The organism is Lelliottia sp. CFBP8978 (assembly GCF_034046055.2).
In the GTDB taxonomy this organism is placed as follows: Bacteria; Pseudomonadota; Gammaproteobacteria; order Enterobacterales; family Enterobacteriaceae; genus Enterobacter.
Map to the genome: position 1 here is coordinate 137,466 of NZ_CM188253.1, position 23,102 is coordinate 160,567.

The 23,102-nt window shown below is 52.4% G+C and carries 19 protein-coding genes; 11 read left to right on the forward strand and 8 right to left on the reverse strand.

All coding sequences use genetic code 11. The annotated features are described in order from the left end of the window. Positions 1 to 4 precede the first annotated feature (4 nt). Positions 5 to 1,543, forward strand: a complete 1,539-nt coding sequence (aldB, locus tag SOM82_RS00625; RefSeq protein ID WP_320460684.1) for an aldehyde dehydrogenase AldB — start codon at positions 5 to 7, stop codon at positions 1,541 to 1,543. Here aldB and SOM82_RS00630 read toward each other — a convergent pair. Then, complete coding sequence (locus SOM82_RS00630) at positions 1,513 to 2,502, reverse strand: LysR family transcriptional regulator (protein ID WP_320460685.1); 990 nt, start codon at positions 2,500 to 2,502, stop codon at positions 1,513 to 1,515. The two genes, aldB and SOM82_RS00630, sit on opposite strands and share 31 nt — an antisense overlap. Before the next feature lie 119 nt (positions 2,503 to 2,621). Between SOM82_RS00630 and SOM82_RS00635 the strand changes: the two genes are divergently transcribed. Together SOM82_RS00635 and SOM82_RS00640 are read left to right on the forward strand one after the other, a co-directional pair. Beyond that, complete coding sequence (locus tag SOM82_RS00635) at positions 2,622 to 3,362, forward strand: MipA/OmpV family protein (protein WP_320460686.1); 741 nt, start codon at positions 2,622 to 2,624, stop codon at positions 3,360 to 3,362. A 154-nt stretch (positions 3,363 to 3,516) separates the two neighbouring features. Beyond that, complete coding sequence (locus SOM82_RS00640; protein WP_320460687.1) at positions 3,517 to 3,987, forward strand: 4Fe-4S binding protein; 471 nt, start codon at positions 3,517 to 3,519, stop codon at positions 3,985 to 3,987. A gap of 4 nt (positions 3,988 to 3,991) precedes the next feature. On the opposite strand, the gene avtA is transcribed toward SOM82_RS00640, so the two are convergent. After that, entirely contained in the window at positions 3,992 to 5,248 is a 1,257-nt protein-coding gene (gene avtA, locus SOM82_RS00645; protein ID WP_414672117.1) for a valine--pyruvate transaminase, read from the reverse strand. A 174-nt stretch (positions 5,249 to 5,422) separates the two neighbouring features. Further along, positions 5,423 to 7,453 carry an alpha-amylase gene (locus SOM82_RS00650; RefSeq protein ID WP_320460689.1) on the reverse strand — a complete coding sequence of 677 codons (2,031 nt, stop codon included), beginning with the start codon at positions 7,451 to 7,453 and terminating at the stop codon, positions 5,423 to 5,425. 314 nt (positions 7,454 to 7,767) lie between these two features. On the opposite strand from SOM82_RS00650, the gene SOM82_RS00655 reads away from it, so the two are divergent. Then, complete coding sequence (locus tag SOM82_RS00655) at positions 7,768 to 8,601, forward strand: protein bax (protein WP_154128598.1); 834 nt, start codon at positions 7,768 to 7,770, stop codon at positions 8,599 to 8,601. A gap of 45 nt (positions 8,602 to 8,646) precedes the next feature. Here the strand turns inward: SOM82_RS00655 and xylR are convergent, their stop codons facing one another. The 4 genes from xylR to xylF all read right to left on the reverse strand — a co-directional run bounded on the left by xylR (position 8,647) and on the right by xylF (position 13,626). Beyond that, positions 8,647 to 9,825, reverse strand: coding sequence for a D-xylose utilization transcriptional activator XylR (gene xylR / locus SOM82_RS00660; protein WP_320460690.1), 1,179 nt, complete (start codon positions 9,823 to 9,825; stop codon positions 8,647 to 8,649). Between the two features lie 35 nt (positions 9,826 to 9,860). Then, the gene (gene xylH, locus SOM82_RS00665) at positions 9,861 to 11,042 is read right to left on the reverse strand and encodes a xylose ABC transporter permease XylH (protein ID WP_320460691.1); all 1,182 of its coding nucleotides are present in this window, start codon (positions 11,040 to 11,042) and stop codon (positions 9,861 to 9,863) included. Then, positions 11,020 to 12,561, reverse strand: coding sequence for a xylose ABC transporter ATP-binding protein (locus SOM82_RS00670; RefSeq protein WP_320460692.1), 1,542 nt, complete (start codon positions 12,559 to 12,561; stop codon positions 11,020 to 11,022). Before SOM82_RS00670 ends, xylH begins: the two co-directional genes overlap by 23 nt. Before the next feature lie 72 nt (positions 12,562 to 12,633). Beyond that, positions 12,634 to 13,626 carry a D-xylose ABC transporter substrate-binding protein gene (gene xylF / locus SOM82_RS00675; protein WP_154128635.1) on the reverse strand — a complete coding sequence of 331 codons (993 nt, stop codon included), beginning with the start codon at positions 13,624 to 13,626 and terminating at the stop codon, positions 12,634 to 12,636. 374 nt (positions 13,627 to 14,000) lie between these two features. On the opposite strand from xylF, the gene xylA reads away from it, so the two are divergent. The 4 genes from xylA to SOM82_RS00695 all read left to right on the forward strand — a co-directional run bounded on the left by xylA (position 14,001) and on the right by SOM82_RS00695 (position 18,399). Next, the gene (gene xylA, locus SOM82_RS00680; RefSeq protein WP_320460714.1) at positions 14,001 to 15,323 is read left to right on the forward strand and encodes a xylose isomerase; all 1,323 of its coding nucleotides are present in this window, start codon (positions 14,001 to 14,003) and stop codon (positions 15,321 to 15,323) included. A 57-nt stretch (positions 15,324 to 15,380) separates the two neighbouring features. Next, positions 15,381 to 16,835, forward strand: a complete 1,455-nt coding sequence (gene xylB, locus SOM82_RS00685) for a xylulokinase (RefSeq protein ID WP_320460693.1) — start codon at positions 15,381 to 15,383, stop codon at positions 16,833 to 16,835. Positions 16,836 to 16,939: 104 nt separating this feature from the next. Next, complete coding sequence (locus tag SOM82_RS00690; protein ID WP_320460694.1) at positions 16,940 to 17,479, forward strand: isochorismatase family protein; 540 nt, start codon at positions 16,940 to 16,942, stop codon at positions 17,477 to 17,479. Then, positions 17,479 to 18,399, forward strand: coding sequence for a GlxA family transcriptional regulator (locus SOM82_RS00695; protein ID WP_320460695.1), 921 nt, complete (start codon positions 17,479 to 17,481; stop codon positions 18,397 to 18,399). Before SOM82_RS00690 ends, SOM82_RS00695 begins: the two co-directional genes overlap by 1 nt. Here SOM82_RS00695 and SOM82_RS00700 read toward each other — a convergent pair. Next, entirely contained in the window at positions 18,392 to 19,387 is a 996-nt protein-coding gene (locus SOM82_RS00700) for an acyltransferase (protein WP_320460696.1), read from the reverse strand. The two genes, SOM82_RS00695 and SOM82_RS00700, sit on opposite strands and share 8 nt — an antisense overlap. 183 nt (positions 19,388 to 19,570) lie before the next feature. On the opposite strand from SOM82_RS00700, the gene SOM82_RS00705 reads away from it, so the two are divergent. From SOM82_RS00705 to glyS, 3 genes are all read left to right on the forward strand, one after another. Beyond that, positions 19,571 to 19,876 carry a YsaB family lipoprotein gene (locus tag SOM82_RS00705; RefSeq protein ID WP_154128607.1) on the forward strand — a complete coding sequence of 102 codons (306 nt, stop codon included), beginning with the start codon at positions 19,571 to 19,573 and terminating at the stop codon, positions 19,874 to 19,876. A gap of 157 nt (positions 19,877 to 20,033) precedes the next feature. Next, entirely contained in the window at positions 20,034 to 20,945 is a 912-nt protein-coding gene (gene glyQ / locus SOM82_RS00710; RefSeq protein ID WP_095280253.1) for a glycine--tRNA ligase subunit alpha, read from the forward strand. Between the two features lie 9 nt (positions 20,946 to 20,954). Next, positions 20,955 to 23,024, forward strand: coding sequence for a glycine--tRNA ligase subunit beta (gene glyS, locus SOM82_RS00715; RefSeq protein ID WP_320460697.1), 2,070 nt, complete (start codon positions 20,955 to 20,957; stop codon positions 23,022 to 23,024). The last annotated feature ends 78 nt before the right edge of the window (positions 23,025 to 23,102 follow it).

A 23,102-nucleotide genomic window follows, 5' to 3' on the forward strand; every position in this document is an offset into this window, starting at 1 on the left:
GGTCATGACCAACAATCCTCCCTCAGCACGTATGTTGCCCGGCGAATACGGTTTTCCCCTCAAGTTAAAACCCCGGTATGACAACTTTATTGGCGGCGGCTGGGTTGCGCCCGTCGATGGCGAATATTATGCGAATCTGACGCCTGTCACGGGACAGCCGCTGTGCGAAATCGCCAGCTCCGGCAAAAAAGATATTGATTTGGCGCTGGATGCTGCGCATAAAGCGAAAGAGAAATGGGCGCATACCTCTGTCCAGGATCGGGCCGCCATACTGTTCAAAATCGCTGACCGTATGGAGCAAAATCTGGAGCTGTTGGCGGCGGCAGAGACATGGGATAACGGTAAACCGATCCGCGAAACCATCGCTGCTGACGTTCCGCTGGCGATTGACCATTTCCGCTATTTTGCCTCCTGTATTCGCGCTCAGGAGGGGGGAATCAGTGAAGTCGACAGTGAAACGGTCGCCTATCACTTCCAGGAGCCGCTGGGGGTGGTTGGACAAATCATCCCGTGGAACTTCCCGCTGCTGATGGCGAGCTGGAAAATGGCGCCGGCGCTGGCAGCGGGTAACTGCGTGGTGCTTAAACCCGCACGGTTAACGCCGCTATCGGTTCTGCTGCTGATGGAAATTATTGGCGATTTGGTGCCTCCGGGTGTCATCAACGTGGTCAACGGGGCGGGAGGCGAGATCGGTGAGTATCTGGCGACCTCTAAACGAATCGCGAAGGTTGCGTTCACCGGCTCCACCGAGGTCGGCCAGCAAATCATGCAATATGCCACTCAGAACATTATTCCGGTAACGCTGGAGCTGGGCGGCAAATCACCCAACATTTTCTTTGCCGATGTGATGGACGAAGAGGATGCGTTTTTTGATAAGGCGCTGGAAGGGTTCGCGCTGTTTGCCTTTAACCAGGGCGAAGTCTGTACGTGTCCAAGCCGTGCGCTGGTGCAGGAATCCATCTATGAACGCTTTATGGAGCGGGCCATTCGTCGTGTGGAATCAATTCGCAGCGGCAACCCGCTCGATAACGTGACCCAGATGGGGGCGCAGGTCTCTCAAGGACAGCTCGAAACTATTCTCAACTATATCGACATTGGCAAGAAAGAGGGGGCGGATGTCCTGACAGGCGGGCGTCGAAAAGTGCTGGAAGGCGATCTGAAAGAGGGCTATTACCTTGAGCCGACGATCCTCTATGGCAAAAACACTATGCGGGTCTTCCAGGAAGAGATTTTCGGCCCCGTGCTGGCCGTCACAACCTTTAAAACAATGGATGAAGCGCTGGAACTGGCCAACGATACCCAGTACGGGCTTGGCGCTGGGGTCTGGAGCCGCAACGGTAATCTGGCATACAAAATGGGACGGGGTATTCAGGCCGGACGCGTCTGGACCAACTGCTACCATGCCTATCCCGCTCATGCGGCGTTCGGAGGATATAAACAGTCAGGTATCGGGCGTGAAACGCACAAAATGATGTTGGATCATTATCAGCAGACGAAATGCCTGCTGGTGAGTTATTCCGATAAACCGCTGGGTTTGTTCTGATTATCCGGATCAGGTCCTCCCTGGAGGGCCTGATCAATACGCTGGCGCAAGCTGTTCAGCACGCCATCCAGAACGTACTGCACACGCCACGGCTGATACTCTCGCTTGCGGAAAATGGCGTTGAGATCGAGCCACCACTCTTCCTGATGGGAAAAGCAGGGCATTAAAATGCCTTGCTCAACTTCATGTTTCAGGCTCTCTTTTGGCGCAAAAACGATGCCGAGATGATTACGGGCTAACTCCAGCGCTGCCTGGGTATTATCGCAAATATAATTACCGGTCACTTTATAGTCGCGTACTTCTTCGCTTCCATGAACGCGAAAACGCCAGATGTTGGCATCATCGACCAGGATTGAATCGAGCAGAATACAGGAATGATTAATTAAATCGTCCGGACTGAAAATAGGATGTTTTTTTATATAATCCGGGGTGGCGAAAGCGGTAACGGGATATTTTGTGAGTTGATAGGCGACAAGATTTTCGTCTTTAGGTTGGGCGTAAGTAATTAAAATATCGCCGTCATCGGGAAACGTAACGCCCTCAGATAATTCATTACGATTAGGATTATATGTTTTCAGGCAAATACGAATGTCGCCAATTTCTTCAATTGTATGAATGACATGACGGGCAAGATAGGTAATGATCCCGGTCGGCGCGTAGATCGTTACGCGTCCGCTTTTTTCATGTTTATAATCAGCGATAAAATTAATGAGCTGAGTATTTTTTTCCAGTGACGCATTGATATAAGGTACCAGCACCTCACCAAACTGCGTCAGCGCCAGCTGGCGGGTGGTGCGTTCAAAGACCTTCAGCCCAACGCGAGTTTCGAAGTCGGCAAGATATTTACTGACATTGGCCTGCGCCATGCCTAACAGAGCGGCGGCGTCTCCAATGCTGTGCGTGGCAGCGATGACGGAGATAATTTTTAACTCACGCGGCTTTATCTGTAAATGATTCATCGTGCACGCTCATCTATATGATTTTAGATATATTATTATATAAACTGCATCGTTGCATCGGCAAATTTGTAACCATTATTATTCGCCTCGCTTGTTTGGCATTTAATGGAATACAGGGAATGATGATCAAAAAGAATTTGCTTATCGCTGCAGCATTACTTTCGGCATCATCAGCAATGGCTGGTGAATTGTCACTGGGTGCGGGCGCTGTTTTTAATGAGTCAGCTTACAAAGGGTATAACGAAAATACTTCAGCGGTTCCGCTCATTAGCTATGAGGGTGATAATTTTTATGTTCGTCAGATGACTGCCGGTTGGGCATTCTGGAAAGACAGTAAGAATGAACTTAGTCTGACAGCTTCATGGATGCCACTGCATTTTGACCCTGACGACAATGATGAGCATGCGATGAAGCAGCTTGATGAGCGCAAAGCTTCAGCCATGTTGGGTGGCGCTTACTATCGCCATGAAAGCTGGGGCGGCCTGAAGTTTGCTGTCTCTGCCGATGCGATGGATGAAAGCGGCGGAGTAGTCGGTGAAATATCTTACTTCCATCCTTTCCGTCTGGAACGTCTGACCCTGATCCCATCCATGGGTGTTTTCTACTATGACGAAAGCTTCAATGACTATTATTACGGCGTATCAGGTAATGAATCTCGCCGCAGCGGCCTCGATAAGTACACCGCAGGAGATAGCTGGAACCCTTACGTTGGCGTAGTCGCTAAATATCAGCTGACGCAAAATCTCTTTATCAACGCGAGTGCGGTCTATACCGTCCTGCCGGATGACGTGAAAAACAGTCCGATGATCGATCGTGATGACAGTTTTGCCCTGATGACCGGCATGAGCTGGCGTTTCTAATCGCCTGAAAACCTGCACTCAGGGATGGGGGCAGGTGAGTTTAATCTCAACTGTCCTCTGCCTTGTCAATCTCCCCCTTTTCCCTCTTCTGATCAAAGCGCAATGTTGGGCTTCTCTGGCAAGCTGGTTTTTTACAGACGTGCGGAGCAGAAAGATGAACCGATTTATCGTTGCCGATTCAGCGAAGTGCATTGGCTGCCGCACTTGTGAAGTGGCCTGCGTGGTCTCGCATCAGGAAAATGAGGACAGCGCGGCGGTTTCAGCCGTGGCGTTTGCCGCGCGAATCCGGGTGGTAAAAGGCGATTCTTTTACCACGGCGGTTTCGTGTCATCAGTGTGAGGATGCACCTTGCGCGAATGTCTGCCCGACTCAGGCGATTCGCCATAATGAGGGGGTGTGGCTGGTGGCGCAACAGCGCTGCATCGGTTGTAAAAGTTGTATGATCGCCTGCCCGTTTGGCGCGATGCAGGTGACGTGTCTGGAACAAAAACCTCAGGCGCTGAAATGCGATCTCTGCGGCCATCGCCAGAGCGGGCCAGCGTGTGTCGCTGCCTGCCCGACTCACGCGTTGAGCTGTATTGATCCCGCCAGATTACGCTCCGAACGCCTGCGCTCTCTGGCGTAAGCCATTACTGGCTGCCTTCACTCCAGGCGATTTCAATCTCTTCGGCAAGAATCTTCACGCCGGCCTCGATTTTGTCGGGGTCTGGCACGTAGTTCATGCGCATGCACTGGTGAGTGTGTGGCCACGGTTTATCGAGACCAGGGAAGAAGTAATCGCCCGGTACCATCAGCACGCCGCGTTTTTTCAGCCGTTGGTACAGGAGTTCAGTCGAGATCGGCAGATCTTTAAACCATAACCACAGGAAAATGGCGCCTTCAGGCTTATGAATCAGGCAGCGATCTTCAGGCAGATAGCGGCGTATCGTCGCGATAGTTTCCTGAACGCGCTGATAATAGAACGGCTTAATCACATCACTGGACAGGCGTAACAAGTCGTTACGCTTGATCATTTCGCACATCATCGCCGGACCCATGCCGCCAGGGGCGAGGCTGATAATGCCGTTCATATTGGTCACGGCATTGATGATTTTCTCGTTGGCGATGATGATGCCGCAACGACTTCCCGGCAGACCAAGCTTGGAGAGGCTCATGCACAAAACGATATTTGGGTTCCACAGCGGGCGCGCTTCGCTAAAGATAATACCGGGGAACGGTACGCCGTAAGCATTATCAATCACCAGCGGAATACCGTGCTGGTTAGCCAGCACGTCTAACTTCATCAGCTCTTCGTCGGTGATGACGTTACCCGTCGGATTGGTGGGCCGCGAGACACAAATCATGCCCGTCTCTTCGCCGATGTGCAGATGCTCAAAATCGACGTGGTATTTGAACTGGCCTTCCGGTAACAGCTCAATATTCGGGCGTGCCGAAACGAAAAGCTCCTCTTCCAGCCCGGAATCGGCGTAACCAATGTACTCCGGTGTGAGCGGGAACAGCACTTTTTTGGTGGTGCCGTCGGCGCGACGCCCTGCGAAGAGATTAAACAAGTAGAAAAATGCGCTCTGACTGCCGTTTGTTAGTGCAATATTCTGTGGTTCGATATCCCAACCCAGTTCGTCACGAAGCATGTTGGCGAGAAGCGACAACAGCTCCGTTTTTCCCTGTGGGCCATCGTAATTACAAAGCGCATCAGTGGCTTTGCCGTTTTGCAGCATCTCGGCCAGCAGATCATGAAAATAGTCATTCATGGCCGGAATTTGTGCCGGGTTTCCGCCGCCGAGCATGATTGCGCCAGGTGTGCGCAGCCCGTCGTTGAGATCCTCCATCAGGCGAGTAATGCCTGAATGGCGGGTGAATTTGTCGCCGAAAAGTGAAAACGTCATAGCAGGTGATCTATCGTACTTATTATGAAAGTGGGTAACCATAACGCTAGCATCGTGTCGGTGCAAATCGAGGTCAGAGGGGTTGGTTGGGGTTTTGTATTTTAAATTTTAAATATTGCAGAGTAATGCTCTGATGGGTGTCGCCCCATCCGATGGGGAGGGGCGACACTTGTTTTATGGATTTCCCGCCCAGACGACCATGACTTTATCGTCCTGGTGCTGGCGCACGAAGCTATAGCCCTGCTGGCCGGATAGCGTGGTTTGCGTGCCTTGACCAATCGCCGGATGACGCGCCCGGAATTGCCCGAGGATCTGCCAGTGGCTGACCGTTTGCGCCTGACTACCTGCGATATCCTGCCAGTTCATGTCTGAGCGGGTGCCCTGTAGCGGGTCGGAGCCTGTCGGTCCAAACGGACGCTCAGATTCATCACCGTAATAAATCTGTACGCTGCCGGGGGCAAGTAACAGCAGTTCGGCTGCGCGTTGACCGCCCTCACGGAACAACCGCGTATCGTGGGACGAGAGATAGCTCAGTACGTTGAAATTCTGAAGTTTTTCGGCCATCTGTTGCCAGGTGATGTCGATGTCGGCCAGACAATCCACCGCCTTTGCGGCCTGTTCCTGGTAATCAAAATTGATCATCGCATCAAAGCCATGACGGTAATAATCGCTTTGCATCACCCCGTGTCCCCATGACTCACCCGTCATCCAGAACGGCGTATCATCGCGTGTTTTATCCGGGTTAGCCTGCTTCCACGCTTTGAGGGCTTCAGTGGATTGCTCTTTTAACGCTTGCCAGGCGCTGAGTTCAACGTGTTTGGCGGTATCCACGCGGAAACCATCAATGCCATAGTCGCGCACCCACTGACTTAACCAGTGGGTCAGGTAATCACGTGGGGTATAACCTGTGACCTCTTTAGCAAGCGTGTCGGGCTTATGGCGATAGAAATTTGGCAATCCAGAAGGTGTAGCCGATTCAGTTTTGAGATCGGGTAAGAAGGCCAGCGACATGGTGAGATCGTCAAAGCCGGGGTTGTCATAATCGCCGATATCGGTGCGGATCCATTTTTTGCCCCACCATTTTTCCCACCCGACTTTGTCGCTGAAATTAATATAGTCATTAAAACTGTGCCAGCTTTGACCTGCGCCGGGCTTCCAGTCGGTCCAGCGCTCGCCCAGCGTTTTTTTCAGCTGATCGCCCTGTAAATATAACGCGCCAAACTGATATTCCTGCATATCCGCCAGCGTGGCATAGCCGGTGTGATTCATGACGATGTCGAACAGAATGCGGATGCCGCGCCTGTGGGCTTCATCGACCAGATGACGCAAATCGTCTTCGCTACCCATGTTGGCATCAAGCTTCGTCCAGTCCTGCGTGTAGTAGCCATGATAGGCATAGTGCGGGAAATCACCTTTGGTTCCTCCGCCCACCCAGCCATGGATTTGCTCCAGCGGCGAGCTAATCCAAAGTGCATTCACGCCAAGTTGTTGCAGATAATCGAGTTTACTGGTGAGTCCTTTCAGGTCACCCCCGTGAAAAGTGCCAATTTCCTGCATGCCGTCTTTATGACGACCATAGCTGTGGTCATTGTCCGGATCGCCATTCACGAAGCGGTCCGTTACTACAAAATAGACAGTGGCATTTTGCCAGCTAAAGGGAGCCGGTTTATCCACTTCTGCGCGCTCGAGCAGAAGCAGGCCATTGCTGTTGGCGGCGGGTTGTAGGGTGATTTTTCCTCGCTGCACCGTTGCGGTCTGCTTGCTGTAAAAATCGCGTACAACGGAGCCTTCAGGAAAGGTATCTGCCACATCAATAGTAAGAGGTTTACCGTCCCACTTAGGGCACTGGCGAATGACATTCGCAACGGGTTGTTCACTCGCGCTTTGCAACGTCAGCATCAGGGTCGGAGTGCCGGAACGCGTATCAATACGCATCTGGTAATCACCCTCCCGGAATAACCGCCACTGTGGCGGAGTTCCTTCGCAGGGTTTTAGTGACAGCATCTCATTGAGTTTAATGCTATTTGTTGGCTGCCAGCACGCGTTGTCAAAACTAATCGTGAGAGGACGCGTACCCTTTGCAAGCTTTGCCTGGCTTATGAAAACTCCACTCCCCAGGGAATTGAATGTGGAGAAGCCGGGAGATGACCAGTCAGCGTTCGCCATTGCGGGTAAAAGCAAAAGGATTAAAGCGGAGCGTTTCATTCCAGTTTCCTGTCGCGGCAATTTTGACCAGTGTGCCATCTGCTTACCTTCTCCAACTCATCCCCCTGCACTTTCTCAGTGGATGAGCCGAAAGGGTGAGTGATCCCGCGCATAATTAGGCGGTTATCTGCGATATCGCACACAATTTTGTAGAAATGGTGCTTAAATGAGCAAGTTTCAGATGACATAGTTTCGGATTTAGACTATTTCTTTGAATGCTCTGGAAGACTATTTTTGATATGATTTGAGATTCCGCTCTCAATTTTGTGAAAAAAATAAGGTGTTGGAATGTTTAAATCCGACCAGGAGACCTAATGATATCGACTCCCATACGACGATTTGGGGCTACGATACTCATGTTGCTCACCGTGATATTTTCAGGTGAGGTGCTTGCGAAGACGCACACGGATACAACGAGTAAGAAAGCCCACGTCATAAAGACGACGACAAGCAGTAAGCATAAGGTTAGCAGTAAACAAGAGTATTCTCGCAATAGTGTAAAGAGCAGTTCACTTCCTGATTTGCGAAAATACCCTTCCGGGACACCAAGGAAAAAAGCGTTTCTCCGGACGGTAATGCCTTATATAACCAGTCAAAACTCTGCGATTACCGCGGATCGTAACTGGCTGATTTCGAAACAGTACGCAAGCCGTTGGTCGCCGACTGAACGCACGCGCCTGAAAGAGATCTCGAAACGCTACAAAGTGAGCTGGAACGGTAACACCCGTCGTGTTCCATGGAACACCTTGCTTGAGCGCGTCGATATCATTCCAGGCAGTATGGTCGCCACTATGGCAGCAGCTGAGAGTGGCTGGGGGACATCAAAATTGGCCCGCAGCAACAACAATCTCTTCGGCATGAAATGCACCAAAGGCCGCTGTAACAATGCGCCAGGCAAAGTGAAAGGTTATTCACAGTTTGAGTCCGTTAAAGACTCCGTGAATGCTTATGTGGTGAATCTGAACACGCATCCGGCCTACTCTTCGTTCCGTAAGTCACGCGCTCAGTTGCGTAAAGCGGACCAGGAAGTGACCGCCAGCACCATGATTCACAAACTGAAAGGTTATTCGACGCAAGGTAAAAGCTACAACAACTACCTGTTCGCGATGTACCAGGATAACCAGCGCTTAATCGCCGCTCATATGTAATGCCATTCTGAATAAACGCCTTCCAGTGGAAGGCGTTTTTGTTTGTTAAATCAGTACTTCGCTGAAACGCTCCCGATACTCTTTCGGTGTGGTGTCATACTCTTTTTTAAAGACCGAATAGAAATACTGTAAAGACGGATAACCGCACATTTGCGAGATTTCATTGATCGACAGCGACGTCGAGATCAACAGGCTACGGGCTTTCTCCAGTTTCTCGGCGTGAATGACGGCATGGATCGTTTCTCCGACCTCTTCTTTAAAACGTTTCTCCAGATTAGAACGAGAAATACCCACCGCATCCAGCACTTGTTCCACTTTGATACCCTTACACGCGTGGTTGCGAATGTAATGCATCGCCTGTATCACAGCAGGATCGTTTAATGACCGGTAATCGGTTGAACGACGCTCGACCACGCGGACAGGTGGCACCAGCAGACGCTGAAGAGGCAAAGATTCATTATCCAGCAGGCGATGCAGAAGTTTAGCGGCCTGATAGCCCATCTGGCGCGTGCCCTGAGCTACAGAAGAAAGGGCCACGCGCGACAGATAACGGGTCAGTTCCTCGTTATCAATGCCAATGACGCACAGCTTTTCGGGAACGGGAATGTGCAAATGGTCGCACACCTGAAGCACATGACGCGCGCGCGCGTCTGTCACGGCGATAATACCGGTTTGCGGCGGCAGGGTTTGCAGCCAGTCAGCCAGTCGGTTTTGCGCGTGCTGCCAGTTTTCGGGTGCGGTCTCCAGGCCCTGATAAACCACACCACGATACTTTTCCTGAGCGACAATCTGACAGAAAGCATATTCACGCTCCATCGCCCAGCCCTTGCCGCTTGAAGTCGGCAGGCCGTAGAAGGCAAAGCGGTCGACACCCTTTTCCTTTAAATGCAAAAACGCGCTCTCTACCAGCGCATGATTATCAGTGGCGATGTAATGAACCGGAGGATAATTCGTAGGCGAGTGATAGGAACCGCCGACGCCCACAATCGGGACGTCGACGTCTGTCAGTAGCTGCTGGATCACCGGATCGTCATAGTCGGCAATAACGCCATCGCCGAGCCAGTCTTTGATATTTTCGATACGGGTGCGGAAATCTTCTTCAATAAAAATGTCCCACTCAGATTGCGACGCCTGCAAATATTCGCCAACGCCCTCCACGACCTGACGGTCATAGGCTTTGTTGGCATTGAATAACAACGTAATGCGGTGACGCTTTTCAAACATGGCTTATCTTTCCCAAATAAGTGACACAATGGCCTTCATGCCCGTCGCTTGGTTGCCGAGTCCATCCAGACCGCCAGCAACAAAATGGCGCCTTTAACGATATACTGCCAGAAGGTTGGCACGTCCATCATACTCATTCCGTTATCCAGCGATGCCATAATAAATGCTCCCATCACCGCGCCCGCCACGCTTCCGATACCGCCTGCGAGGCTGGTTCCGCCAATCACACAGGCGGCGATCGCATCCAGTTCGGCAATGTTTCCGGCGGACGGCGATCCGGCTCCCAGTCGCGAGCTCAGAATTAGCCCGGCAATTGCCACCATCAGGCCATTGATGGCGAAAACCGCAAGCTTAGTGCGCTCGACGTTAATGCCCGAAAGACGAGCGGCTTCGAGATTACCGCCGATAGCATAAATTCGCCGCCCAAAGGCGGTACGTGTCGCCATAAACATGCCAGCCAACAGCAGCAGCGTCAGGATTAATACCGGCGTTGGAACACCACGATAATCATTGAGCAGCCAGATCGCCCCCAGCACTATAACGGCTGTGAGTGCTTGCCGCCCAACGACGGACGTTGAGGCCGGAGCAGCGAGGCCAAGCGCCTCACGACGCATCCGGGCGCGCCATTGCCAGGCGATAAACGCCATCAGACCGATCGCTCCGAGGGTAAACCCAACGCCGTCTGAGAGGTAGCTTTGACCGATTTGCGACATTGATGCGCTGGTGGGCGAAACAGTCGTGCCATTCGTTATGCCGATCAGAATGCCGCGAAACGCCAGCATTCCTGCCAGGGTGACAATAAAAGAAGGCACCTTGCGGTATGCCACCCACCATCCGTTCCAGGTGCCGAGCAAAAGACCGAGTGCCAGGGTGACGACGATGGTGAGCGGCAGTGGCCATCCGAGCCAGACGTCAAAAATAGCGGCAGCTCCGCCTAAAAGTCCCATCATTGAGCCGACCGACAGGTCGATTTCTGCTGAGATAATCACGAACACCATCCCGACCGCCAGAATGCCGGTGATAGCCGTTTGCCGCAGCAGGTTAGAGATATTTCGGGCGCTCAGATACGAGCCGTCTGTCATCCAGGTAAAGAACAGCATGATCGCAATAATGGCCGCGATCATCACGAAAACCTGCAGGTTTAGCGCTTTAAGTCCCGAGAACGCACCTGGCGCTGGAACAGCGGCTTTACTTTCATACGGATTGCTTTTCGACATGACGTTCGCTCCTCAGGGCGGCTTCCATTACCTGTTCCTGGGTCAGGTTTTGGTTGATCAAATTGGCTTTCAGTTTGCCTTCGTGCATCACAAGGACGCGATCGCTCAGGCCAAGCACCTCGGGTAATTCAGATGAGATAACAATGACGGCAATGCCCTGTTGTACAAGCTGATTAATGAGTTTGTAGATTTCATATTTCGCCCCGATATCGATCCCGCGCGTGGGTTCATCCAGGATCAGGATGCGAGGATTAAGCAACAGGCAGCGCGCCAGAATCGCTTTCTGCTGATTACCACCACTCAGGCGGCCAATCGCCAGCTCGGGTGACGAGGTTTTGACTTTGAGACGTGCTAACGACTGGAGAATACATTGCTGTTCGGCAGCGTCATCCAGGCTGCTAAGCGCACCTGAAAACTGGCTCAGTGCCGCGAGTGTGATGTTTTTCCCCACTGCCATGACCGGCACAATGCCGTCTCTTTTGCGGTCCTCCGGAACCATTGCGATACCCTGTGCGATGGCCTGCTGACAGCTATTGATCTGTACGAGCTGCCCATCAATATAAATGCTGCCCTCCCAGCGCCCTGGCCAGACGCCAAACAGACACTGTACCGCTTCGGTTCTTCCGGCTCCCACCAACCCCGCGATACCGAGGATTTCCCCGCGCCGCAGTGAGAAGGAAATTCCGTTAACGCGTTTGATATGGCGATTAACCGGATGCCATGCGGTCAGGTTTTCGACGCGCAATATCTCATCCCCGCAAGTATGAGGTTCGTTGGGGTACAGCGCCGTCAGTTCACGGCCCACCATCATTGTGATGATGTCATCTTCACTCATACCCGCTGCTTCTCGCGTACCAATATGCTGTCCGTCGCGTATCACGCAGATGGTGTCAGAGATGGCTTTCACTTCATTCAGTTTGTGCGAGATGTAAATGCACGCAATGCCGTGGTTTTGCAGATCGCGGATGATATTGAGCAGGACCGCGGTCTCTTGCTCGGTTAGCGACGCGGTAGGTTCATCGAGGATCAGCAGGCGAACCTGCTTATTCAGCGCTTTAGCGATTTCAACCAACTGTTGCTGACCAAGCCCGAGGTCACCGACGCGAGTATCAGGCGAAATCGCAAGACTCACCTGAGCCAGCAGCTTTTCGCAGCGCAGCGTCATGGTGTCGTAGTCCAGAATTCCGTGGCGTGATATTTCGGCGCCCAGGAAAATATTCTCCAGAACGGTCAGATTCTTCACCAGAGCCAGTTCCTGGTGAATGATGGCAATACCTTTGCGTTCGGTATCGCGAATATGCGTGGCTTGCAGCGTTTCGCCTGCAAAGATTATCTCACCGTCATAACTGCCGTGCGGATAGATACCGCAAAGCACTTTCATGAGCGTGGATTTGCCGGACCCATTCTCGCCGCAGAGAGATACGATCTCGCCGGGGTTGAGCCGCAGGCTCACGTTGTCGACGGCTTTCACCATGCCAAACGCTTTGGTGATGCTTTTCATTTCCAATAAATAAGGCATAACTGCTCCACATGACCCGAAGGAAGAACCGTACAAGTCGACGTGCCCCTGCCATGCAGGGGCGCTCATGGATTACAGTTCACTCTTTTTATGGAAACCGTCTTTTACCACAGTGGCATCAATGTTCTCTTTGTTGACTTCAATAGGAGTCAAGAGGCGGGCAGGGACGTCTTTCAGGCCATTATTCAGTGAGGAATCGGCCTTCGGCTGCTGACCATTGCCCAGCTCGACAGCAATTTCTGCTGCGGTATTAGCGAGCTCGGTGATGGGTTTGTAGACCGTCATGGTCTGTGTGCCCGCGATAATACGTTTTACGCCAGCGAGATCGGCATCCTGGCCGGAAATGGCGACTTTCCCGGCCAGGCCTTGCGCACTGAGTGCCTGAATCGCGCCACCTGCCGTTGCATCGTTAGAGGCGACGACGGCATCAATTTTGTTATTGTTGGCCGTTAACGCGTTTTCCATAATTTTCAGCGCGTTTTCTGGCAGCCATCCGTCGGCCCACTGATCGCCAACAACTTTAATTTTGCCGTCGTCGATATAAGGCTTCAGCACTTTCATTTGCCCTTCGCGGAATAATTTGGCGTTGTTATCAACAGGAGAGCCGCCCATCAGGAAATAATTTCCTTGAGGGACTTTATTCACCAGACTTTGTGCCTGTATTTCACCCACTTTTTCATTGTCGAAGGAGATATAAAAATCGATATCGGCATTATTAATCATGCGGTCGTAAGCTAAAACTTTAATGCCTTCTTGTTTAGCCTCTTTTACCACATTACTTAACACCTGACCGTTGTAAGGAATAATTACCAGAACATCCACACCGCGATTGATCATATTCTCAATCTGCGACATTTGAGTTTCTTCATTACCGTTAGCCGATTGTACAAAAACCTTTGCACCGAGAGATTCTGCTTTATTCACAAAAATATCGCGGTCTTTTTGCCAGCGCTCAAGACGCAGATCGTCAATCGCCATTCCGATTTTGACTTCTTTGGCATGCCCCGCAACGCTTGAAAGCAGGAGCGAAGCGCAGAGGGTCAGGCACAGGTTTCTTATCGTCATCATTATATTACCTTTTTTTGTAGGGTGGTGATGCTGAGGTAAAAGACTCATTCACTGCCAGATACGCAGCAAATTCTTAACGGGGAATGGGAAACTGGCAATTATAGATTTTTATCTTCGCATTACGATATTTGGTTTATTTGCGAATTTATGACCGTGATCTGATTTTAAATTGTAGAACTTATTCATTAGCGCATGTTTTTGGAATAAGCGCCGAAAAATCGTTTGCTTGCGTATTATTTTTGCGAGCCAGCGCACGTTTGTGCATTCTCTCAATAGCAGTGTGAAATAACGTAATTGAGCAAGTGGCAATGAGTATTCACTATTACTCCATTATCAATGATTCGCCGCACCTCTTGATTATGGAGTTCAATATGCAATCTTATTTCGACCAACTTGAGCGCGTACGCTATGAAGGCCCAAAATCCACAAATCCCTTAGCGTTTCGTCACTACAATCCTGACGAACTGGTGCTGGGTAAGCGTATGGAAGATCACCTGCGTTTTGCCGCCTGTTACTGGCATACATTCTGCTGGAATGGCGCAGACATGTTTGGCGTCGGATCGTTTGACCGCCCATGGCAGCAGCCTGGTGAAGCGCTGGAGCTGGCAAAGCGTAAAGCGGATGTTGCCTTTGAATTCTTCCACAAACTGAATGTGCCTTACTACTGCTTCCATGATGTGGATGTCTCTCCGGAAGGCGCATCGCTGAAAGAGTATCTGAACAACTTTGCACAGATGGTCGATTATCTGGGCGAAAAGCAGCAGCAAAGCGGCGTTAAACTGCTGTGGGGCACAGCGAACTGCTTCACGAATCCTCGCTACGGTGCGGGTGCGGCGACTAACCCTGATCCAGAAGTGTTCAGCTGGGCAGCCACTCAGGTAGCGACAGCAATGAATGCCACGCACCAGTTGGGCGGCGAAAACTATGTACTGTGGGGCGGTCGTGAAGGTTATGAAACGCTGCTGAATACTGACCTGCGTCAGGAGCGTGAACAGATTGGCCGTTTCATGCAGATGGTGGTGGATCATAAACACAAAATCGGTTTCCGCGGCACCTTGCTGATTGAACCAAAACCTCAGGAACCTACCAAGCATCAGTACGATTACGATGTCGCAACGGTGTACGGCTTCCTCAAGCAGTTTGGTCTGGAAAAAGAGATCAAAGTGAATATCGAGGCCAACCACGCCACGCTGGCGGGTCACTCTTTCCATCATGAAATAGCCTCTGCAATCGCACTGGGCATCTTTGGTTCTGTTGATGCTAACCGCGGCGACCCGCAGCTCGGCTGGGATACTGACCAGTTCCCTGTCAGCGTCGAAGAGAACGCGCTGGTGATGTATGAAATCATTAAGGCGGGCGGCTTCACCACCGGCGGCCTGAACTTTGATGCCAAAGTCCGTCGTCAAAGCACTGATAAATACGATCTGTTCTACGGTCATATTGGTGCAATGGATACGATGGCACTGTCGCTGAAGGTCGCGGCGCGCATGATTGAGGACGGTGAGCTGGATAAACGTGTTGCGAAGCGCTATTCCGGCTGGAACGGTGAGCTGGGTCAGCAAATTTTGAAAGGTCAGTTATCCCTTGCCGAGATCGCGAAGTACGCTGAACAGCACAACCTGGCGCCGAGCCATCAGAGCGGTCACCAGGAGCTGCTGGAAAATATGGTGAATCACTACCTGTTCAATAAGTAACTGACCGTGCCCGGCAAACAGCGTGTTGCCGGGTTTCTCTTTTAAGGAGTAACCACTATGTATATCGGGATCGATCTTGGCACATCAGGTGTGAAAGCCATCCTGTTAAACGAGCAGGGCGACGTGTTGGCTTCGCATACTGAGAAGCTGCATGTCTCGCGTCCACATCCCTTATGGTCAGAACAGGATCCCGAACAGTGGTGGCAGGCGACCGATCGCGCAATAAAAGCATTGAGCGATCGGCATACTTTGCGTGAGGTAAAAGCGCTGGGAATTGCCGGACAGATGCACGGCGCGACATTACTGGATAAAAATAATCGGATCCTGCGTCCGGCTATTTTATGGAACGATGGCCGCTGCGGCGAAGAGTGCGCCATGCTGGAGGAGTGTGTTCCGACCTCTCGCGAGATAACCGGCAACCTGATGATGCCGGGTTTTACTGCGCCAAAGCTGCTGTGGGTCCAGCGGCATGAACCCGAAATTTTCCGCCAGGTTGCGAAGGTGCTACTGCCAAAAGATTACCTGCGCTTTCGCATGACCGGCGATTTTGCCAGTGATATGTCTGATGCCGCGGGCACGATGTGGCTCGATGTCGCAAAACGCGACTGGAGCGAGGCGATGCTTGAGGCGTGCCAGTTGACGCGCGATCACATGCCTACACTTTTTGAGGGCAGCGAAATCACCGGTGTTTTACATCCCGCGGTTGCAGATAGCTGGAATATGCCTGCTGTGCCGGTAGTGGCGGGTGGTGGCGATAATGCGGCGGGTGCCGTCGGTGTAGGTATGGTCGAAACCGGACAGGCTATGCTTTCGCTCGGGACTTCAGGTGTCTATTTTGCGGTCAGCGACGGTTATCGTAGTAACCCAGAGAGCGCCGTTCATAGCTTCTGTCATGCACTCCCGGGTAAGTGGCATCTGATGTCGGTGATGTTAAGTGCGGCGTCCTGTCTGGATTGGGCGGCGAAGTTAACAGGGCTTGAGGATGTTCCAGCATTAATCGCTGCGGCCCAACAGGCCGACGACAGCGCAGGAACTGTGTGGTTCCTGCCGTATCTTTCCGGTGAGCGCACACCGCATAACAATCCGCAGGCCAAAGGCGTGTTTTTTGGTCTGACTCATCAACACGGCCCGGCCGAACTTGCCCGCGCGGTGCTCGAAGGTGTTGGCTACGCACTGGCGGACGGGATGGATGTGGTTCATGATTGCGGGCTGAAACCGTCCAGTATCACGTTGATTGGCGGAGGTGCGCGAAGCAGCTACTGGCGGCAGATGCTGGCTGATATCAGCGGCTTGCAGCTTGATTATCGCACCGGTGGTGATGTGGGGCCGGCGCTGGGTGCAGTGCGTCTGGCGCAAATTGCAGCGAATCCCGGGCAGCCTCTTTCGCAGTTGCTGCCGCAGCTTGCGCTCGAACAAGCGCATCGTCCGGATGCGGTTCGTCACGCTCACTATGCCGAGCAACGTGTCGTGTTCCGTAAAATCTATCAACAGCTTTTGCCGTTAATGTCGTAAGGCTAAGTTGTCCCAATGCGACGTGATGATGTCCTTTTTTGGTCTTCTCGTGGAGCCGTCTCCTCGTCAGGATAGAGTTATACCCACTGACGAGGAGAATCATCATGTCGCGCACCGCATTAATCAATATTGATACCCAACAGTCGTTCCATCACCGCGATTACTGGCAGGAAGAAGGTTTTCAAGAATTTCAGCAGGCGATTCTGGGGCTTATCGAAGGTTGCGAATCCCGTGAAATACCGGTAATCGATATCTTCCATGTGGATGATAGCGGCCCGTTCTCTCTGGAAAGTGGTTATGTGAAGCCAATGTCCTTTTTGCGTCATCAGCCGGCAGTGGTTTTCCAGAAACATGTTCATAATGCTTTTACTGATACCGGCCTTGACCACTGGTTACGCGAGCGTGATATTAACCATCTGATCATTTGCGGTCTGCGTACGGAACAATGCTGCGAAACCACCACCCGCGTGGCGTCTGATTTGGGCTATGCCGTCACCTTTGTCAGTGAAGCGACGCTGACGTTTCCGATGACGCACAAGGGCATTACGTTGAATACCCACGAACTGCGTCACCGCACTGAAATGGTACTGGCCGGACGTTTCGCTGAAATCAAAACTGTTGCGGAGACACTGGAGTCTCTCTGATGAGTATCGACGTCTGGTTTGTGATGTTGCCGGGAGTTTTGTCGCTGGATATGACCGGCCCGGCAGAAACGTTTGTCCTTGCAGGCGATGCATTTCGTCTGCACTTCATTGGCCCGCAGCCCGCTGTGCCAACCTCAATTGGCCTGACGATGAGCGGAATTGAACCGTTGCCGGAGTCCTTACCGGAAGGGAGTCTGCTGGTTTTACCGGGGGTCAGCGACTCTAACCATCAGTTTTCTACGGTTCATGCTCAGAGCGTGCAGCACTGGCTTATGCGCTTGCAACCTGATATTCACCGTCAGGCTATCACCGTCATGTGCGTCTGTTCAGGCGCGCTTCTCGCGGCAAAATCGGGTTTGCTGAACGGTAAATCTTGCACCACACATCATGACGTAATCGGGCGATTACGTGCCGCTGCGCCAGGCGCGTTAATAAAAGAAAATCGGATCTTCGTGCAGGATGGCAACCTCTGGACCAGCGCGGGGATCACCTCGGGCATCGATCTCGCGCTGCATATGATTAACCGCTTATGTGGCCCCGAAAAGGCGCTGGCAGTCGCGCGGGAAATGGTTGTCTGGTTCCGGCGATCAGGAGACGACCCCCAGCTTTCGCCGTGGTTGCGGTACCGTAACCATCTTCATCCGGCGATTCATCGGGCGCAGGACGCGCTCACGGCGGAGCCGCAAAAAAGCTGGCAACTTGCCGATATTGCTGTTCTCGCACATGTGAGTCCGCGCCATTTAACGCGGCTGTTTCAGGAACATCTGGGCATTAGCGTGCGTGACTACCTGGAGCAATTGCGTCTGGCTGTTGCCCAACAGTGGTTAATGCAGGGAAGGGGCGTTGAGCAGGCAGCTATGGCGGCGGGTTTTTCTTCGCCGCGCCAGCTGCACCGGGCAAAACAGCGCGCCGCTAACTGACAAACCGGCGTGTGTCGACGCGCTGCAACAGCATCGACAGCAGCAGGCTGATGGCGAGCGTGGCAGTGAAAATCCAGACGATATCCAGCAACGGCCAGCTTTTCAGTTCAACGCCTCGCGTACGCAGGGCGTGGATCACCAGCGCGTGAAAACCATAAATGCCGAGCGAGTGGCGCGAGATAAGTCCAAGAAGCGGTAAAGGTCGCGTATTCAGCGTATTTTTGACCAGCGTTAGCAGGGAAACGGCGCAAATAAAGACCATTGGACCGCAGTACAGATACCAGGTATCCGCAAAATTCCCGCGCCAGCGCAGCTCATGCAATGTCCCGCGGGAGATAACAAATACCGCGACGATAAACAGAGCGGCGCATAGCCACGTTAACCACGGTTTGCGCGTATCCATCATGCCAATGGCACGCCCGAGCATACCGTAAAGAATGTAGTAAAAAGTATCGCCGTTAATATAGAGATTAACCGGCAGCCATTCGAAGCCGCCCGTTTTCAGCGAAACCGTATTTGGATTGGCAACCACACCAATGACGATCATCAGCGCCAGCAGCATTTTACCGTTCACGTTTTTTACCTGGATAAGTGGCGAAACCAGGTAAATCACAGCGATGGCGAAGAAAAACCACAGATGATAGAAAACCGGCTTTTGCAGTAAATTCTTCAGCGATAGTTCAGCGTTGATAGAGGTAAACAGGACGATGTAGAGCAGCGCAACAGTGCTATAAAACAGCAGACACAGGCCGATGCGCAGGAAATGGCGCGGTTGTGCGCTTCGTTCGCCAAAAAACAGAAAACCGGAGATCATGAAAAAAAGCGGAACGCTGACGCGTGATGCAGAGTTGAGGATATTCGCAATATCCCAGTTAATCGCGCTGATGCTGTGCGCATTGGTGATGTACCAGGTGGTAGTGTGAATCATAACCACCATCAGGCAGGCCATCCCTCGCAAATTATCAATCCAGTTAATTTTTGACTGCATCAGTTCCTCTGTTTCCGTTGCAAATACGGTCTGACTGTTAATGTGTGCTAGCCTCTCACTGGATAATTCTGAGTTTGATATAGCGAACTTGAGTGAAAGTCGCGAGATTCGCAGAATGCGGGGCCATAATCTATAAAGTTTTAATACTAAAAATAACAGCCAGAGACCAAGACGGTAAAAAAAATGATGATCACGCGCGCGGTGTCACTCATTCTGCTGGTTTTACTCGCAGGATGCAGTGCACAAGAAGACGCTCCGGTACAGCGAGCGCAAAAAAGCAAAGTCAGCCCGGAACGTTCGTTAAATATGGAGCAGCTGTGTAAAGATCAGGCAGCGCATCGCTACAACACCGGCGCGCAAAAAATAGCGGTGACCGGTTTTGAACAGTTTCAGGGCAGCTATGAGATGCGGGGTTCGACATCGCGTAAAGAGGGCTTTGTCTGCTCTTTTGACGCAGACGGGCAATTTTTGCATCTCTCCATGCGCTAATTCATCTGCGCTACCGCGAGCTAAGCCTTTGCCCGCGGGCTAAAAGCCTTATTTCCCAATTTTCCCTAAACAAACCCGTTTCGTACTGTATATCTTGCAGTCAGCGGGTATACTGATCCCTTCCATTTAAAACCACACGTATCCAGCACGAAATACTATGCAAAAGTTTGATACCAAGACCTTCCAGGGCCTGATCCTGACATTACAGGATTACTGGGCTCGTCAGGGCTGCACCATTGTTCAACCTTTGGACATGGAAGTTGGCGCCGGCACTTCACATCCGATGACCAGCCTGCGTGCGTTGGGGCCAGAACCTATGGCGACCGCGTATGTGCAACCTTCCCGTCGTCCAACTGATGGACGCTATGGCGAAAACCCGAACCGCTTACAGCACTATTATCAGTTCCAGGTGGTGATTAAACCCTCGCCTGACAATATTCAGGAACTGTACCTCGGTTCACTGAAAGAGCTGGGCGTGGATCCGACCATTCACGACATTCGCTTCGTAGAAGATAACTGGGAAAACCCAACGCTGGGTGCCTGGGGACTGGGTTGGGAAGTGTGGTTGAACGGCATGGAAGTGACTCAGTTCACTTACTTCCAGCAGGTCGGTGGTCTGGAGTGTAAACCGATCACAGGTGAAATCACCTACGGTCTGGAACGTCTGGCGATGTACATTCAGGGCGTAGACAGCGTTTACGACCTGGTCTGGAGCGACGGCCCGCTGGGTAAAACCACCTACGGCGACGTGTTCCATCAGAACGAAGTGGAGCAATCCACTTATAACTTCGAATACGCGGATGTGGACTTCCTGTTCACCTGCTTCGAGCAGTACGAGAAAGAAGCACAGCAGCTGCTGGCGCTGGAATCTCCGCTGCCGCTGCCCGCCTACGAGCGTATTCTGAAGGCCGCCCACAGCTTCAACTTGCTCGATGCCCGTAAAGCGATCTCCGTGACTGAACGTCAGCGCTATATTTTGCGTATCCGCACGCTGACCAAAGCCGTTGCAGAAGCTTACTACGCGTCCCGTGAAGCCCTTGGCTTCCCGATGTGCAACCGAAATAAATAAGAGGCGGCCATGTCTGAGAATACTTTCCTGGTGGAAATCGGCACCGAAGAGCTGCCACCAAAAGCCCTGCGCAGCCTGGCGGAATCTTTTGCTGCGAACGTGACGGCGGAGCTGGATAATGCTGGCCTCGCGCACGGTGATATCAAATGGTTTGCTGCACCGCGTCGTCTGGCGCTGAAAGTGGCGAATCTCGCGGCTTCCCAGCCGGATCGCGAAGTTGAAAAACGCGGTCCTGCGATTTCGCAAGCGTTTGATGCCGAAGGTAAACCAAGCAAAGCCGCTGAAGGCTGGGCGCGTGGTTGCGGTATCACCGTTGACCAGGCCGAGCGCCTGACGACGGACAAAGGCGAGTGGCTGCTGTATCGCGCCCATGTGAAAGGCGAAAGTGCAGCAGCGCTGCTGCCAAACATGATTGCCACGTCACTGGCAAAACTGCCGATCCCGAAACTGATGCGCTGGGGCGCAAGCGACGTACACTTTGTGCGTCCGGTTCATACTGTGACCCTGCTGCTGGGCGATACCGTCATTCCGGCGACGATCCTGGGTATTCAGTCCGATCGCGTGATCCGCGGCCACCGTTTTATGGGCGAGCCAGAGTTCACCATCGACAATGCCGATCAGTATCCGCAAATTCTGCTGGAACGCGGCAAAGTGATCGCCGATTACGAACAGCGTAAAGCCAAAATCAAAGCGGACGCCGAAGAAGCTGCGAGCAAAATTGGCGGTAACGCCGATCTGAGCGAAAGCCTGCTGGAAGAAGTGACCTCTCTGGTTGAGTGGCCAGTGGTACTGAGCGCGAAGTTTGAAGAGAAATTCCTCGCCGTTCCGGCAGAAGCGCTGGTATACACCATGAAGGGTGACCAGAAGTACTTCCCGGTGTACGCCGACGACGGCAAACTGCTGCCAAACTTCATCTTCGTGGCGAACATCGAATCTAAAGATCCGATCCAGATTATCTCTGGTAACGAGAAAGTGGTGCGCCCGCGTCTGGCGGATGCGGAGTTCTTCTTCAATACCGACCGTAAAAAGCGTCTGGAAGATCACCTGCCGCGTCTGCAAACCGTGCTGTTCCAGCAGCAGCTGGGCACCTTGCGCGACAAAACCGACCGTATCGCAGAGCTGTCCGGCTGGATCGCTCGTGAGATTGGCGCAGATGTAAACCACGCGACTCGCGCGGGCCTGCTCTCCAAGTGCGACCTGATGACCAACATGGTGTTTGAATTTACCGACACCCAGGGTGTGATGGGTATGCACTATGCGCGTCACGATGGCGAAGCAGAAGACGTTGCCGTTGCGCTGAATGAACAGTATCAGCCGCGCTTTGCGGGTGACGATCTGCCGTCTAACCCGGTTGCGTGCGCTGTCGCGATTGCCGATAAGATGGATACCCTCGCGGGGATCTTCGGTATTGGTCAGCATCCAAAAGGTGACAAAGATCCGTTTGCGCTGCGTCGTGCTGCGCTGGGCGTACTGCGTATCATCGTTGAGAAAAACCTGTCTCTGGATCTGCAGACGCTCACCGAAGAAGCGGTGCGTCTGTACGGTGACAAGCTGACCAACGCCAACGTGGTGGATGATGTTATCGACTTTATGCTGGGCCGTTTCCGCGCCTGGTATCAGGACGAAGGCTACACCGTTGATACCATTCAGGCGGTACTGGCGCGTCGTCCGACTCGTCCGGCAGATTTCGATGCCCGTATGAAGGCGGTCTCGCACTTCCGTACCCTGGAAGCTTCGTCTGCGCTGGCTGCGGCTAATAAGCGTGTATCCAACATTCTGGCGAAGTCCGATGAACAGCTCACCGACCGTGTCAACGCCGCGACGCTGAAAGAACCAGAAGAGATCGCGCTGGCGATGCAGGTTGTGGTGCTGCGCGACAAGCTGGAGCCGTACTTCGCGGAAGGACGCTACCAGGAAGCGCTGGTGGAGCTGGCCGAGCTGCGTGAAGTGATCGATGCGTTCTTCGAGAAAGTGATGGTCAACGTTGAGGATAAAGAGCTGCGTATTAACCGCCTCTCTATGCTCGAAAAACTGCGTGAACTGTTCCTGCGTGTGGCGGATATTTCGCTGCTGCAGTAACACTGCCTTTTGCTTAGCAATGTTAAAACCCGCTTCGGCGGGTTTTTTAATGGCTAAAAAATAACCTTGAAATCCGGG

What these genes read in the sequence shown, in the direction of transcription:
- aldB (WP_320460684.1), top strand. Translation starts at nt 5, where the DNA reads ATGACCAACAATCCTCCCTCAGCACGTATGTTGCCCGGCGAATACGGT.
- SOM82_RS00630 (WP_320460685.1), bottom strand. Translation starts at nt 2,502, where the DNA reads ATGAATCATTTACAGATAAAGCCGCGTGAGTTAAAAATTATCTCCGTC.
- SOM82_RS00635 (WP_320460686.1), top strand. Translation starts at nt 2,622, where the DNA reads ATGATGATCAAAAAGAATTTGCTTATCGCTGCAGCATTACTTTCGGCA.
- SOM82_RS00640 (WP_320460687.1), top strand. Translation starts at nt 3,517, where the DNA reads ATGAACCGATTTATCGTTGCCGATTCAGCGAAGTGCATTGGCTGCCGC.
- avtA (WP_414672117.1), bottom strand. Translation starts at nt 5,248, where the DNA reads ATGACGTTTTCACTTTTCGGCGACAAATTCACCCGCCATTCAGGCATT.
- SOM82_RS00650 (WP_320460689.1), bottom strand. Translation starts at nt 7,453, where the DNA reads ATGAAACGCTCCGCTTTAATCCTTTTGCTTTTACCCGCAATGGCGAAC.
- SOM82_RS00655 (WP_154128598.1), top strand. Translation starts at nt 7,768, where the DNA reads ATGATATCGACTCCCATACGACGATTTGGGGCTACGATACTCATGTTG.
- xylR (WP_320460690.1), bottom strand. Translation starts at nt 9,825, where the DNA reads ATGTTTGAAAAGCGTCACCGCATTACGTTGTTATTCAATGCCAACAAA.
- xylH (WP_320460691.1), bottom strand. Translation starts at nt 11,042, where the DNA reads ATGTCGAAAAGCAATCCGTATGAAAGTAAAGCCGCTGTTCCAGCGCCA.
- SOM82_RS00670 (WP_320460692.1), bottom strand. Translation starts at nt 12,561, where the DNA reads ATGCCTTATTTATTGGAAATGAAAAGCATCACCAAAGCGTTTGGCATG.
- xylF (WP_154128635.1), bottom strand. Translation starts at nt 13,626, where the DNA reads ATGACGATAAGAAACCTGTGCCTGACCCTCTGCGCTTCGCTCCTGCTT.
- xylA (WP_320460714.1), top strand. Translation starts at nt 14,001, where the DNA reads ATGCAATCTTATTTCGACCAACTTGAGCGCGTACGCTATGAAGGCCCA.
- xylB (WP_320460693.1), top strand. Translation starts at nt 15,381, where the DNA reads ATGTATATCGGGATCGATCTTGGCACATCAGGTGTGAAAGCCATCCTG.
- SOM82_RS00690 (WP_320460694.1), top strand. Translation starts at nt 16,940, where the DNA reads ATGTCGCGCACCGCATTAATCAATATTGATACCCAACAGTCGTTCCAT.
- SOM82_RS00695 (WP_320460695.1), top strand. Translation starts at nt 17,479, where the DNA reads ATGAGTATCGACGTCTGGTTTGTGATGTTGCCGGGAGTTTTGTCGCTG.
- SOM82_RS00700 (WP_320460696.1), bottom strand. Translation starts at nt 19,387, where the DNA reads ATGCAGTCAAAAATTAACTGGATTGATAATTTGCGAGGGATGGCCTGC.
- SOM82_RS00705 (WP_154128607.1), top strand. Translation starts at nt 19,571, where the DNA reads ATGATGATCACGCGCGCGGTGTCACTCATTCTGCTGGTTTTACTCGCA.
- glyQ (WP_095280253.1), top strand. Translation starts at nt 20,034, where the DNA reads ATGCAAAAGTTTGATACCAAGACCTTCCAGGGCCTGATCCTGACATTA.
- glyS (WP_320460697.1), top strand. Translation starts at nt 20,955, where the DNA reads ATGTCTGAGAATACTTTCCTGGTGGAAATCGGCACCGAAGAGCTGCCA.